The following is a 13825-nucleotide window of genomic DNA, read 5'->3' on the forward strand; positions in this document are numbered from 1 at the left end:
GCGGTTGACGCAGTGTGCGGTTGATCCGTTCGGACCGGCTCCGGGGCCGGCCCTGGGCTCAGCCCTGGACTCAGCCCTGGGCGCCGGCCGCGCGGTGGCGGCCGTGCGGGTCCGACCCAGGGGCGTCGTTCGCGGCGGAGCCACCCCGGTGGCGACCGTGCGACGCGGCGTCCCCGGCCGTCTTCTCGTCGGCGTCGGTCCCGTTGAGCGCGGGTCCGGTGATGTCGGTGAGGGTGTCGGACATGAGAATCGTCTTCCGTGCGAGGGTGCAGGTCATCGGCGCCCGTCCGGCGCCTGCGGCACACGGTCGGGTCCCCGATCGGGCGCCCGGTACGCGCCCACAGCCGGTGATCGCGGCCCGTGCCCCGGCCACCATAACGGCCGGGACGGACGAGATCCTATCGACCTCATGAGGCGAGTCCCGCCCCGCCCGGTGGCGTCGAAGCCAACCAGTGGCCGACCAGTTCGCGGTAGAACGGCGACAGCACCTGCAGATCGCCGTGCCGGGCCGACAGCCCATGTCCGCCGTCCAACAGCAGCACCCGGTCCGCCCGCAACGCCGAACCGATCCGGTGCGCGACCACCACCAGCGTCCCCGGCCGACCCGCGAACGCCCGCTCCACCCGCTCCTCCGCCGCGGCATCCAGATGGCAGGTCGCCTCGTCCAGCACCACGACCGGCGAACCCGCCACATACGCCCGCACCAGCGCCAACAACTGGCGCTCACCGGCCGACAGTTCCCCCGGATCGCGCAGCGCACCCGCCAACCCGCCCAGCCGCGCCACCACTGCGCCGGCCCCCAAGCACTCGACGGCCGCCGCCAACTCCCGCTCCGACACGTCCGGAGCGAGCCAGGCCAGGTTGTCCCACACCGACCCCGGGAACACGTACGCCTCCTGCGGCAGCAGCACCACCCCGCCCGCCCCGCCACCCACGGACACCACCCCCGCCGTCGGCGCCACCACCCCCGCCACCATCCCCGCCAACGTCGACTTCCCCACCCCACTCGCCCCCACCACCGCCACGTGCTCCCCGGCCCCGACCACCGCATCGAGCCCCTCCAGCACAGGCGCCACCCCGCCCCGATGGGCGAACCCGACCCCGACCAGCCGCACCTCCCCGACCGGAACTGGTTTGCCGGTTCCCGCGCCTGTGCCTGTGGCCTCGGCGGGGCTGACCGTGACTGCCGCCAGGCGGTCCAGTACCACGGCGAGGTTGAGCAGCCAGCCGCCGACCGTACCGGCCAACGTCCTTACCGCTGGGTCGAGTTGCTGGAGCAGATAGGTGGTGACGCCGAGCAGTTCACCCGCCGTCAGCGCGCCGTGCGCGAGCAGCCAGGGGGCCGTCACGAGGACGGCCAGGACCGGCAGCCGCCCGCCGAGCGCCACCACCAGCGCACGCAGGGCCGATGCCCGGCCCAGCGCACGGGAGGCATCGGCGCTCTCCCACGCCGCCCCGGCCAGCGCCTCGGCGACCGCGTCCCCGGTACCCGACGCCTGCACGTCGCGCAGCCCGTGCAGGGCCCGTCCGGCCTCGGCCGCCAGCCGTTCCTCGGCCAGGACGACCGCCTGCCGCCGAGCCGCCATCGGCCGCAGCAGCCGTACGAAGAGCAGTCCGGCCGCCAGCAGCGGCAGCAGCACCAGTGGCAGGACGGCCGGCGCCAGCAGCGTCAGGCCGATCAGCGCGGCAGCCAGGGTGACCCCGACCCCGCGCAGGGTGCGGAGCAGCGTCGCGGTCAACTGCCGTGCGGACTCGACCTGCTCGGTGAGCCGCGCGACCTCGGCAGGGTCCGCCGTGGGCCGCGCGAGCGCGCTGTGGACCACCCGCTCGACCAGTGCGTCCCGCAGTGGCTCCACGACCCCCGCGAGGTGCGGGAATCCGGCCCGCGCCGCGTACGCCCGGAGCCCCATGGCCGCCCCGAACCCACCCAGCCAGGCCACCCCGACTCCGGGCCGCCCGGCCAGGAACCCCTGATCGACCGCGGCCGAGACGAACAACCCGGACACCAGCGGCGGCAACGCCTCCACCCCGGACCACCCGAGCAACCGCAGCAACGCCCCGCGGGTCACCCGCAACTGCCGGAACAGCAACCCCCACCCCGCCGCCCCCACCACCGAGCCCCGCCGCCGACGCCTCCGGCCCGCCCGGTGATTCGCCCGGCTCTGCGGGTGTGGCGGTCGGGGCCGGGATCGCAGGGGAGGTCGGCCCCGCCGACTTTCTGTGCCGGCGCTTGCGCGGCTTGAGGTCAGTTGCATGGGAAGCCGATCCGGCTGACTTTCTGCGTGAGGGACATGAGGAGGGGCAGCAGAGGAGAAGCCGGTGGGGCCGACTTCTGGTGCAGGCGGTCATGGTGTCCGCAGGGCGGTGTCGGAGAGGGCGGTGTCGGAGAGGGTGGCGCGGTAGTCGGGGTGGGCGAGGAGGGTGGTGTGGGGGGCGAGGGCGCGGAGGCGGCCGGCGTCGAGCCAGGCGACGAGGTCGGCGCGGGCGGCGACGGTGGTGCGGTGGGCGATCACCAGGCGGGTGCGGCCGTGGGTGGCGCGGTCGAGGGCCTCGGTGACCTGGTACTCGGTGGCGAGGTCCAGGCCGGAGGTGGCGTCGTCCAGGACGACGACCCGGGTGGGCCGGGCCAGTAGCCGGGTGAGGCCGAGGCGTTGGAGTTCGCCGCCGGAGAGGTGGAGTTCGTCGAGCGGGGTGTCCCAGCCTTGGGGGAGCCGGGCCAGGAAGCCGTCGGCGCGGGCGGCGGCCGCCTCGGCGGGGCCGGCGCCGGCGAGTGCGTCGCGGAGCGTGCGGCCGACCAGGGCCGGCCGGGCGAAGGCGTAGCCGACGGCGTGCCGCAGTTCGGCGGCTGACAGGGCGTTCACCGGGACACCGTCGATCAGTACGGTGCCCTCGTCGGGGTCGCGCAGCCGCCCGGGCAGTGCGGCCAGCAGGGACTTGCCGGAGCCGGATCGCCCGACCACGGCGACCGTGCGACCGCCGGGGACGGTCAGGTCGAGCGGACCGAGCAGGACCCGTTCGCCGTCCCGCACCACCACGCCCCGCAGTGAGACCTCCCCGGGTCCGCCCGCCGGGAGGGCCGCCGTGCCGGTGGGGGCGGGTGCGAGGGCGAGCAGCCCGTCCACCCGGGCCTGCCCGGCGCGGGCGTGCGCGACCCCGACCAGCGACTCGACCTGCTCGAACAGCCCCGCGCCGAGCGCCGCCCAGCCCCCCGCCGCGGCGAGCGCGCCTGGGGCGAGGGCGCCGTCGGCGAGCAGGGCCCCGGCGGTGGTGAGCACCGCGACCTCGACCATGGCGATCAGCAGGGTGGCCTGCCAGGCGGTGCGTCGCTGTGCGGCCCAGAGCGCGTGTCCGGCCGTGGCGAGTTCCGGCAGTGGCGCCAACACTCGTGCGGCCTCGCGCTGTTCGGCGTGTGCCGCGTGGATGCTGCGCTGTCCGGTGAGGGCGCCGCTGAGCCGGGCGGCGATCTCGGCCTGCACCTCCTGGTAGCGGGCGAACACCGGGCCGGCCTGGCGCAGGAAGAGCCGGATCAGCAGCACACCGGGCACCACGCCCGCGAAGAAGGCGAGGGCCAGCCACGGCGACAGCACGGCGAGCCCGAGCAGTGCGCCGACCGAGGTGAGCAGGGCGGTGGCCGCGCCGAGCACGGCGGGCAGTCGGGCGCCGGCGTCGCCCGCCGAGCCCAGCAGTCGGGTGGCGAGGTCACCGGGTGGCGGGCCGCCGTGAAGTCGGCCGCCCGGCCCGAGGGCGAGCAGGTGGCGGACCAGGCGCCCGCGCAGGTCGGCGGTGGCTTCGGCCGAGCAGGCGGGCGCGGCCGCCGCGGCGATGGCGTTGGCGGCGGCTGCCGCGCCGAGGACGACGGCGGGCAGCACGACGGCGGGCAGGACGAGGGCCGGCAGGCCGGGGGAGGTCCCGGCCCGGTGGGCGAGGACGGTGTCGACGGCCCCGGCGAGTACGGCGGGCAGGGCGAGGGTGGTGGCGGCCTCGACGGGCAGGGCGATGCCGAGCGCGAGGGTCCATCCGGTGGGGCGGCGGGGCAAGTCCTGGCTCCCGTCGATGGGTTGAAAGGGGTGGGAGAAGAGACGGGTGCCGTCCCCGCCTGTCCGGACAGGCGGGGACGGCACCCTTGGTCGAACCTGGTCGGCCGATGTATCAGCCGATGTATCAGCTGATGGCTCAGCTGTTGGTGAAGATCAGGCAGGTCAGGATGAGACAGGTGTACTGGCACCCGCTGCCGTGGCCGGTCAGCTCGACCGACTCGGTCTCCGGCAGGTCCTGCAGGGCCGCGAGGTCGGTCTCGAAGTCCACCATGTTCTCCATGTTGTGGGTCCTCCCCTTGAGGTGCGCCCGCCGCGATCTGCCTGCGGGCGTCGGGTGTTGCGCCCCGGGCGGCCTCCATCCGCCGCACGGGGGTGGTGCCCCGGGCCGCGACGGGCCCGGGAGTCTGAAGTGCTGGGGGCGTCGGGCGGGTCAGCCCGGTCGGCCGGTCCGCAGGAAGGCGGCCAGCAGTTCGTGCAGCACGGCGGCGCCCTCCTCGGCCAGCACCTCGTGCCCGGAGCCGGCCGCCTCCACGTACCGGAAGTCCGTGCCCTCGACCCGCCCGATCCGCAGCAACTCGTGCCGCAGCGAACGGGATTGGCTCACGGGTACGACCTCGTCCCGGTTGCCGTGCACCACCAGCAGCGGTGCGCTCAGCCGGTGGGCCAGCTGGAGCACGTCGCGCGGGCCGCGGGCGTCCAGGATCTGGTCGCCGCCGCCCAGCCGGGTGGTCAACGCCCTTACGGGGGGCGCGGCTTCGGCCAGCAACCGGCCGCCGGACAGGAACGGTGCGACCACCGCGCAGCGGGCGACCTGCTCGGCCGGCGCGTGCGCGGCCGCCAGCAGCGCCAGGAACGCGCCGTAGCTGACCCCGAACAGGGCGGGCGGTTCCAGGCCGAGAGCGGCCCGTTGGCCGGCGACGCCCTCCAGCAGGTACAGCACGTCGTCCAGGTCGGGCCCGCCCCAGGCGCCCCGGATGGCCAGGGCGTGCGACACTCCGTAGCCGGTGGAGCCGCGCTGGTTGGGGGCGACCACGGCCAGGCCCTCGGCTGCCATCCGTTGCAGGGCCGGGTCGAACTCCAGCCGCCAGGCGTCGGCCGGGCCGCCGTGCAGGGCGAGCACCAGGTGCGGGCTGCTCAGCCAGGCGTCCCCGCCGTACACCACGGCCTCCAACGGTCCTGCCGGGCCCGCGAGTTCGAGGCTCTGGGCGGGATGCCAGCGGCCACCGTCGCCGGGCGGGGTGCTGCCGTCCAGCCGCCAGCCGACGGGCTCGGTGCGGACGGCACGCGGCGCGCCGGGCTGCCAGGGCGGGACGGTGTCCCGCCACGGGCCGGGCAGCCCCGATCCCAGGGGTGCGAGCTGGAGCGGCAGCGGGATCGGGGCGGACCCGGTCGGGGCGGGGCCGTGCGCCAGCAGGGCGTCCACGTCCAGGGTGGCCAGTGCCGCCGGGTGGTCGGGCGAGGAGTACGGGAGGCGCAGCCCCGCCCCGTCCCAGTGGCCGACCGCGCCGAGCCGTCCGGGCGGGACGGGCAGCGGGTCCAGTCGGCCGACGGTGGGCCGCCACAGGGCGAGCGCGGACCCGGCGCCGTGGTCGATCTGCACCGCGACCCGGGGGCCGTCCGCCGCCTGCCGCAGCGCGACCGGGCGCAGGACAATGCCCGTGGCGTGCAGGCATTCCGGGAACCGCAGTGGCTCCCCGCCGCCCAGCACGCCCCAGCCGAGCCGGTCGGTGCCGGGTGCGTCGCTGCGCACCATCGCGAAGCGGCTGTCGGGGTCGAACAGCACCAGCCGGTCGTTGCTGTGCTCGCCGATCTCCAGCAGTGGGCTGGTGGTGCCGCTGCGCAGGTCCAGGACGACGGTGCGGACGAGCCCGCCGGCCACCCGGTCCAGCGCGAGCAGTGCGCCCGCGTGGTCCAGCCAGGCGCCGCCGCCGTGCAGGCCGGGGATCTCGGCGACCTTGACGGGTTCGCTGCCGTCCGCCCGGACCAGCCACGCGGTGGTCGCCGGCCGGGTGTCGGTGCCGAGGGCGATCGCCACCGGGGTGCGCGGGTCGGCGCCGGGCGGTACCGGGAGCGGCAGCAGCCGCAGTCCGGGCATCCGGAGCGAGGCCAACTCCTGTTCCACGGTGCCGTTCTCGCCGTACGAGAGGCGGACCAGGTCATGCCGTTCGCCGTCGTGCCGGCAGACCAGCACCGAGCCGTCGGGCAGTGCGACCAGCTGTGAGCGCAGGTGCTCGGAGCGGTTGCCGGACAGCGGCAGCGCGGCCGGGGAGGCCGGTGCGCCGTCTGCGGGGAGCCGCCAACTCTCCACGTACCAGCCGCTGTCGGCGGCGGCGGCCAGGCAGGCCGCGTGGCTGCCGTCGGCGGAGAAGGAGAAACTCAGTCGGCGCAGAGCCCGGGTGGTGGTGCGGGTGGCCACGTTCATGCCTCGCTCACCCCGGTCGTCTCGCACGGGAGTTGATGGTCAGCGGGGGAGAGCGGGTCCAGCCAGAGCCGGGGGCCGCCGTGACGGAGCCGGAGCAGGAAGGCCAACGGCCCTGCGGTGCCGGTGCCGTAGGCGGCGGCGCAGCCCGTGCCCGTCTCGTCGGGGAGGGTCAGCAGGCCGTCGCGCAGGGCGGCGCGGACGGCGATCAGTCGGCCCAACTCCCTGGCCCCCGTGAGGAATGCCGGATCGTCGGTGGCCTCGGCGAGATCCAGTAGGTACTCGCCGTCACCGGCCAGGCCGTGGCAGGCGCTCACTCCGCTGTGCCAGCGGCCGGTCAGCACGGCCCGCCCGGCGGCCCGGGCGAGGGCGAGCGCGTCGGGGTCGCCGGTGGCCCGCCACAGCCGCAGCAGGAAGCTGCCCGCGCCGGAGGAGCCGCTGCACCAGTGGGAGAGCCGGATGTGCTCCGGGTCGCCCGCGCTCTGCGGCCACCAGGCGGTGCTCCGGTCAGCGGTCCGGTCGCTGGCCGGGCGGGTGGCCCCGTCGGACGGACCCCACCGTACGGTCGCGCCGAGCGTCCGGCCGGCCTCGATCGCGGCCGTGGTGCAGGCGTCCCGCAGGGCCCGGTCGCCGGTCGCTGCGGCGGCGGCGAGGAGGAAGGCGCCCACGCCCGCCACGCCGTGGGCGAAGCCGAGGTGGGTGGCTCCGGCGAGCGCCGAGTCGAAGCCGGCCGGCACCGGCCAGACCGCCCCGTACGGCTCCCGCCGCGCGGCGGCGAGCAGGGAGCGGGCGCAGCGGTCGGCCCGCCCGGCGAAGCCTTGCCCGAAGTCGTCGCCGAGGCCGTTGCCGAAGCCGTTGGCGCTGTCGGCGAGGTCGTCGGAGGCGAAGCGGAGTTGGGTGAACCCGGCGCCGGCCGCGCCGTGGCACACATCGGGGTTGGGCCACTCGACGGGGATCCGACGGGCGAGCGTGGCGGCCCGCTCGGCCGCGTCGGCGTCGCCCAGGACGCGGGCGGCATCCAGCAGTGCCCAGGCCGTCCCCGACCGTCCGAAGTGCAGCCCGGGCAGCACCGCCGGCTCGGCGGCCACCCGACGCTCGATCCACCCGGCGGCGGTACGGGCCGTGCGCGCCGCCTCCGCCCGCACCTCGGCCGGCAGACCCTCGGCCGAGGCCGCCCGCGCCAGCACGGCGAGCACACCTGCGGCGCCGTGCTGCACATTGCACGGGTCGGTCCGCTCCCCGGCGGGCACCACGGACCACAGTCGGTCGGACCGCTCGGGCGTAGCGCTGAGGGCGAGGTGTCGCAGGCCGTCGCAGAGCAGTCGGTCGAGGGACGGTTCGTCGGCGCCGGCCTCCTGCGGCGCGCCGGGGCGAACCAGGCCTGCGCCGGGGTGGACCGAGCCGACTCCGGGGTGAACCAGGCCCACGCCAGGGCGAGCCGCGCCCGCGCCCGCGCCGGGCCGGGCGGCGACATGCCACAGCGGAGCGACGACGGCGGACGCGGCGCCGTCCGGCCGGTGCACGGAACGGTCGACGGCACCGTCCGCGCCGACCAGCGCCTCCCGAACCCTCGCCACCCCCCACCGCAGCTCCGGCTCCTCCGCCCGCAGCCCCAGCACCACCGGCGCCAGCCGCCGCGCGGTCGCGCCGGAGCGGGCCGCGAGGGTGAGCCAGCGGCCGAGGCGTTCGGCGACCGGGCGGGCGTTCGGCAGGTCTTCCGGCAGCAGGGGGTCGTGTCCGGTGGCGAGCAGGAAGAGCAGCCCGCCGAGGGCGTACAGGTCGACGGCCGGGTCGGCGACGCAGGAGCCCGCGAGGGCGAGCCGGCCCTGTTCGGGGGCGCGGTAGCCGGGGGTGCCGGCCGTTCCGGCGGGGCGGCCGGTCTCGGCGGCGAGTTCGAGGTCGACCAGTCGCAGGCTGCCGTCCGGGCGGACCATCACATTGCCGGGGGAGAGGTCGCGCAGGACCAGCCCCTGGCCGTGCACCCGCTCGACCAGGTCGAGCAGCCCGTGCACCACCGGGCCGGCCTCGGCCCAGTCGACGTCCGGGGTGCCGTTGCGCCGCAGCCGGCCGGCGACCCAGCTGCCCAGCGGCTGTCCGGCGATTCGTTCCTGCACCAGGAAGACGGAGTCGTCCTGCTCGATCAGTTCGACGGCGCGCGGTGCGAGCCCCTGTCCGTCCAGCCGGGCGAGCAGGTCGGCCTCGTGCCGCAGCGCGTCGCGGGCGTCCGTTCCGGCGCGGTCGACCTCGATGTGCGCCCGGGCCTGCTTGACCACGACCTCCGCGCCGCTCGCCGCCTCCCGCCCGAGGAACACGCCCCCCTTGGCGCCGTGCCGTACGGCGGCGGTCACCGCGTAGCGCCCGGCCAGCAGGACCCCGCGACCCCCTCGGCCCCTGCCGCTCGAAGGGTCACCCGAAGGACCACCCGAAGGAGCACCCGAAGGTCCACCCGAAGGAACAGGGGCCGCGAACGGATCCCGCACCCACCCCGGCGCCCGGTACGACCCCCCGCGCACGTCCTCGGCCCGCTCCCCGCCCGGCCCGCGCAGCACCGAGCGGTACTCCCCGTCGTTGCCCAGCTCCGCCCGCGCCGCGAACGCGCCGTAGCGGTAGTGCACCCGGCTGCCGGGCCGGTACGGGCGGTCGGAGAGCACCACCGGTCCTGGCAGTCCGGCGGTGGCCCGGTCCAGCTCGGCCGCCAGCCGCTGGAACTGCGCGTCGTCCGCCGGGTAGACGGTGATGAACTTGCCCGCCGAACCCCGTTCGCTGTTCCGGGAGTTGAGCTCGCGCAGCCGTTCCTCCGTGGCGGCGAACTTGAAGTCGCACGGGTCCGCGGCGAGCACCCGGGTCACCGCCGCGAGCACCTCCCCGCCCGCCACCGAGGCCGCGCTGACGTGCAGCTTCCACCCCTGGTCCGGTAAGGGCGCGGACGCGGACGGCCTGGCCGTGCACCAGAAGCCCCCGACGGTGACCTCCCAGTCACCGCCGCCTCCCCGGCCTCCGGCACCGGCCAGCGCCGCCCGCGTCGTCCCGGGCCACGTCCCGGCCGCGTCCGGTCCATGGTCCGCCGATCCCCGGCCCCCGGCCGTACGAAGGGATGCGCTCGCCCTCATCCGCCGCCACATCCCTTCGTCTCGGCCGCCGGCGGCCGCGGGTGCCCCTGCTCGGCATCCGCGGCGCGACGGCCCGGCCTGATCGGTTTCTCGGAAGGAGCGGGAGTGCCGCTCCGGGACGGGAGCCCTCAACCGGGCCGCCGACCGGTGGTCGGGGTGGCCGGGGCAACTCCCGTTCGCAGGACTGAAGTTAGTTTCGAGAAAACCGAAGCCTCAACGCAGAGCCGGTCACTTCACTCGTAAGGGTGATCGGGAGGCGGTTTCGAATTCGTACGAGAACACTGCTGTGAGTAGCGGGCGCCCGGCGCACGGGTGCGTACGGTGCGCGCGAGCCCGAACGGGGCGCCCCGCCCGGGGGTTCGGGCGCCCCATCCGCAGGTTGACGTGCATCTGTACGGCGGCAGTACTCCCGTCCGCGACCTCACCCGGCCCCGTCCGGGACCCCACCCGCCGCCGTCCACGACCTCACCCACCCCCGTCCGCAGCCCGCCCCCGCCCTCGTCCCCCGATCGGCCGAGGCCCGACCGCCCCCGCGCGCACGGTAGTCTCGACAGGTGCCGAAACTGTCCGACGTCATCACCGCGCTCGAAGAGGTCTACCCCCCGCAGTGGGCGGAGTCCTGGGACGCCGTCGGCCTGGTCTGCGGGGACCCTCAGGCCGAGGTCAGCCGTGTGCTCTTCGCCGTCGACCCCGTCCAGGCGGTCGTCGACGAGGCCGTGGAGTGGGGCGCCGACCTCGTGGTCACCCACCACCCGCTGTACCTGCGAGGCACCACCAGCGTCGCCGCCACCACCTTCAAGGGCCGGGTGGTGCACACGCTGATCAGCAACGGCATCGCGCTGCACGTCGCCCACACCAACGCCGACCACGCCGACCCCGGCGTCTCGGACGCGCTGGCCGAGGCGGTCGGCCTCAAGGTCACCGGCCCGCTGGTGCCGGACCCGACCGACCCGCTGGGCCGTCGCGGCACCGGCCGGATCGGTCTGCTGGAGCCCCCGCTGCCGCTGTCGGCCTTCGCCGCGCAGGTCGCCGCGGGCCTGCCCGCGACCGCCGCCGGCGTGCGCGTCTCCGGCGACCCGGACCGCCTGGTGAGCCGGGTGGCGGTGTGCGGCGGCTCGGGCGACGGCTTCCTCGCCGACGTACGGGCGGCCGGTGTGGACGCCTACGTGACCGCCGACCTGCGCCACCACCCGGCCTCCGAGGCCACCGAGGCCGCGCCGGTCGCACTGGTCGACGCCGCCCACTGGGCCACCGAATGGCCCTGGCTCGGCCTGGCCGAGCGCGCCCTGCGGGCCGTCGCCGGCCAGCACGGCTGGGCCGTGGAGACCAAGGTCTCCCACCGGGTCACCGACCCGTGGACCGCGCACGCCCCCATGTCCTTCACCGCCTGACCCGATTCACAGGAGCTTTCCCCTTGAACGCCGCGCCCGCCGACCAGATCCGCCTGCTCGACCTCCAGGCCATCGACTCGAAGCTCGACCAGCTGGCCCACCGGCGCCGGGGCCTGCCCGAGCACGCCGAGATCGACAAGGCCACCGCCGACCACACCGCGCTCAAGGACCTCGTCGTCGCCGCCGAGGCCCAGAAGGGCGACACCGCCCGCGAGCTGACCAAGGCCGAGCAGGACGTCGAGCAGGTCCGCGCCCGGGCCGCCCGCAACCAGCAGCGCCTGGACTCCGGTGCGATCACCTCGCCGAAGGACCTGGAGAACCTCCAGCACGAGATCGGCTCGCTGGCCAAGCGCCAGGGCGACCTGGAAGAGGTCGTGCTGGAGATCATGGAGCGCCAGGAGAGCGCCCAGAGCCGGGTCGAGGAGCTGTCCGCCCGCCTGGAGCACTCCACCGTCGTGCTCAAGGAGGCCGAGGCCCGCCGCGACGCCGCCTTCGCCGAGATCGACGGCGAGGCCGACAAGGTCAAGCGCGACCGCGAGGCCGTCGCCGCCGTCATCCCGGCCGACCTGCTCAAGGTGTACGCCAAGCTGCGCGAGACCCAGGGCGGCGTCGGCGCGGCCCGCCTCTACCAGCGCCGCTGCGAGGGCTGCCGCACCGAGTTCTCGATCACCGAGCTGAACGCCATCAAGGCCGAGCCGGCCGACAAGGTGGTCCGCTGCGAGAACTGCTCGCGGATCCTGGTCCGCACCGCCGACTCGGGCGTCTGAGCCGATGGCGGCGCGCTTCGTCGTCGAAGCGGACGGCGGGTCCCGGGGCAACCCGGGGCCGGCCGGCTACGGCGCGGTGGTCCGGGACGGCGACACCGGGCAGCTCGTCGCCGAGGCCGCCGAGTTCATCGGCCACGCCACCAACAACGTGGCCGAGTACCGGGGCCTGATCGCCGGGCTGAAGGCGGCCCGCGAGCTCGACCCGGACGCCTCGGTGGACGTCCGGATGGACTCCAAGCTGGTCGTCGAGCAGATGTCCGGGCGCTGGAAGATCAAGCACCCCGACATGCAGCCGCTCGCCGCCGAGGCGCGCAGCGTCTTCCCGCGCGGCCGGGTCACGTACACCTGGATCCCGCGCGAGCGGAACAAGGACGCCGACCGGCTGGCCAACGAGGCGATGGACGCCGGCCGCGACGGGCGCCGGTGGGAGCCCCGGAAGCCCGTCCCGGAGGCCATCGAGCCGTTGCCGAGCCCGCCCGCCCCCAAGGCCGGCTGGGCCGCGCCCGCCGACCTCGGCACCCCGACCACCTTCGTCCTGCTGCGCCACGGCGAGACCCCGCTCACCCCGGAGAAGCGCTTCTCCGGCAGCGGCGGCACCGACCCGGAGCTGTCCGACAAGGGACGCTGGCAGGCCGAGCGGGCCGCCGAGGCGCTGGCCGCGCGCGGCAGCATCCAGGCGGTCGTCGCCTCCCCGATGCGCCGCACCCGGCAGACCGCCGAGATCGTCGCCGCCCGGCTCGGCCTGGAGGTCCGGTACGAGGACGGGCTGCGCGAGGTCGACTTCGGCGACTGGGAGGGCCTGACCTTCGCCGAGGTGCAGGAGCGCTACCCGGACGACCTGTCGGCCTGGCTGGGCTCCGCCAAGGCCAAGCCGACCGGTAGCGGCGAGAGCTTCACCACCCTCACCCACCGGGCCGGCGTCGCCCGGGACAAGATCCTCGCCCGGTACGCGGGGAAGACGGTGCTGGTGGTCTCGCACGTCAGCCCGATCAAGACGCTGGTCCGCCTCGCGCTCGGCGCCCCGCCGGACTCGATGTACCGGATGGAGCTCTCCGCCGCCTCGATCTGCGCCGTCCAGTACTACGCGGACGGCAACGCCTCGCTGCGGCTGCTCAACGACGGCTCCCACCTGCACTGACCCCCGCTGAACCGGGGGTCAGTGCACCTCGGTGACCACCACGTCCAGCTGCCACGGCTTGCGCGCGGTGCCCTCCGCCGCCAGCTCGACCCGGTGGCCCAGCTCCTGCAGCGCGTCCATCAGCTCGCCCGGCGTCTTCGGCTCCGCCCCGGCGACCAGCAGGTCCCGCACCAGCCGGCCCTTGGTCGCCTTGTTGAAGTGGCTGACCACCGTGCGCTTGCCGTTCCGCTCCTGCAGCACCCGGACGGTCGCCGTACGGGAGGCCACCTCGCCGGCCGGCTTCCAGGCCGCCGCGTACGCGGAACTGCGCAGGTCCAGCACCAGCCCGTCCGCCACCTCCGGGAGCACGGCGGCCGTCGCGCCCCGCCAGTACGCGCCGAGCGCCCCCAGCTCCGGGAGTTTCACGCCCATCGAGCAGCGGTAGGACGGGATCCGGTCAGAGATCCGCACCGCGCCCCACAGGCCGGAGAACACCAGCAGCGAGCGCTCGGCGCGGGCGTACGCGGCGGCGTCCAGGGTGGCCAGGCCCAGGTTGTCGAACAGCACCCCGGTGTACACCTCGGCCGCCGGACGGGCCCCGGCGGTCGGCAGGGCGGCGTTCTTGGCGATCTCGCCGCGCAGCCCGGGGGTCAGCCCGAGCACCTCGGCGGCGGTGTCCTGGTCGCCCCGGCAGAGGTCGACCAGCGCGTCCAGCACCGCACCGCGCGCCGCCGTCAGCCCCGGCAGCGACAGCCGGTCGAGCGCGACCGGCTCGCCGTCCCCGGACGCGGCCTTGCCCTCCGAGGGCGGCAACAGCACCAGCACAGCGGACTCCTCAACAGTTTGTGGCGGACGAACCCCGCCACCCTACTGCGGCCGCTCCGCCCCCCAGCGCCACGCACAGGGCGCGTAGTACCGGACGTTCAGCCGCCGGAACCGCGCCGAGCGTCCAGGCCTCCGTCCGGAATCACCCGATTCGCCCTA

General features: G+C 75.8%; 10 protein-coding genes. 3 read left to right on the forward strand and 7 right to left on the reverse strand.

Annotation, left to right across the window (positions count from 1 at the left end):
• Positions 1-70 precede the first annotated feature (70 nt).
• The 6 genes from ACFWIS_RS01465 to lanL form a co-directional block, all read right to left on the reverse strand.
• Positions 71-244 carry a hypothetical protein gene (locus tag ACFWIS_RS01465; RefSeq protein ID WP_380455269.1) on the reverse strand — a complete coding sequence of 58 codons (174 nt, stop codon included), beginning with the start codon at positions 242-244 and terminating at the stop codon, positions 71-73.
• Between the two features lie 163 nt (positions 245-407).
• Positions 408-2090, reverse strand: a complete 1683-nt coding sequence (locus ACFWIS_RS01470; RefSeq protein ID WP_380455267.1) for an ATP-binding cassette domain-containing protein — start codon at positions 2088-2090, stop codon at positions 408-410.
• Between the two features lie 255 nt (positions 2091-2345).
• A complete protein-coding gene (locus ACFWIS_RS01475; RefSeq protein WP_380455265.1) occupies positions 2346-4037 on the reverse strand; it encodes an ATP-binding cassette domain-containing protein in 1692 nt (563 codons plus the stop codon).
• A gap of 136 nt (positions 4038-4173) precedes the next feature.
• The gene (locus ACFWIS_RS01480) at positions 4174-4317 is read right to left on the reverse strand and encodes a VenA family class IV lanthipeptide (protein ID WP_157882160.1); all 144 of its coding nucleotides are present in this window, start codon (positions 4315-4317) and stop codon (positions 4174-4176) included.
• A gap of 150 nt (positions 4318-4467) precedes the next feature.
• A complete protein-coding gene (locus ACFWIS_RS01485) occupies positions 4468-6459 on the reverse strand; it encodes an alpha/beta fold hydrolase (RefSeq protein ID WP_380454573.1) in 1992 nt (663 codons plus the stop codon).
• Positions 6456-9578 carry a class IV lanthionine synthetase LanL gene (lanL, locus tag ACFWIS_RS01490; protein WP_380523446.1) on the reverse strand — a complete coding sequence of 1041 codons (3123 nt, stop codon included), beginning with the start codon at positions 9576-9578 and terminating at the stop codon, positions 6456-6458. Before lanL ends, ACFWIS_RS01485 begins: the two co-directional genes overlap by 4 nt.
• Before the next feature lie 542 nt (positions 9579-10120).
• Here lanL and ACFWIS_RS01495 point away from each other — a divergent pair.
• From ACFWIS_RS01495 to ACFWIS_RS01505, 3 genes are read left to right on the forward strand one after another with little or no spacing between them, the layout of a single operon-like run.
• On the forward strand, positions 10121-10957 hold the full coding sequence (locus ACFWIS_RS01495; protein WP_380454569.1) for a Nif3-like dinuclear metal center hexameric protein: 837 nt from the start codon (positions 10121-10123) through the stop codon (positions 10955-10957).
• Between the two features lie 23 nt (positions 10958-10980).
• A complete protein-coding gene (locus tag ACFWIS_RS01500) occupies positions 10981-11724 on the forward strand; it encodes a zinc ribbon domain-containing protein (protein WP_380454567.1) in 744 nt (247 codons plus the stop codon).
• Positions 11725-11728: 4 nt separating this feature from the next.
• Positions 11729-12862, forward strand: coding sequence for a bifunctional RNase H/acid phosphatase (locus tag ACFWIS_RS01505; protein WP_380454565.1), 1134 nt, complete (start codon positions 11729-11731; stop codon positions 12860-12862).
• Positions 12863-12880: 18 nt separating this feature from the next.
• Here the strand turns inward: ACFWIS_RS01505 and yaaA are convergent, their stop codons facing one another.
• Positions 12881-13666 (reverse strand): peroxide stress protein YaaA, encoded by a 786-nt coding sequence (yaaA, locus tag ACFWIS_RS01510; protein WP_380454563.1) that lies wholly within the window; start codon positions 13664-13666, stop codon positions 12881-12883.
• Positions 13667-13825: the final 159 nt, after the last annotated feature.

This window comes from Kitasatospora sp. NPDC127060 (genome assembly GCF_042724935.1).
GTDB lineage: Bacteria > Actinomycetota > Actinomycetes > Streptomycetales > Streptomycetaceae > Kitasatospora.

What these genes read in the sequence shown, in the direction of transcription:
- ACFWIS_RS01505 (WP_380454565.1), top strand. Translation starts at nt 11,729, where the DNA reads ATGGCGGCGCGCTTCGTCGTCGAAGCGGACGGCGGGTCCCGGGGCAAC.
- ACFWIS_RS01480 (WP_157882160.1), bottom strand. Translation starts at nt 4,317, where the DNA reads ATGGAGAACATGGTGGACTTCGAGACCGACCTCGCGGCCCTGCAGGAC.
- ACFWIS_RS01485 (WP_380454573.1), bottom strand. Translation starts at nt 6,459, where the DNA reads ATGAACGTGGCCACCCGCACCACCACCCGGGCTCTGCGCCGACTGAGT.
- lanL (WP_380523446.1), bottom strand. Translation starts at nt 9,578, where the DNA reads ATGTGGCGGCGGATGAGGGCGAGCGCATCCCTTCGTACGGCCGGGGGC.
- ACFWIS_RS01465 (WP_380455269.1), bottom strand. Translation starts at nt 244, where the DNA reads ATGTCCGACACCCTCACCGACATCACCGGACCCGCGCTCAACGGGACC.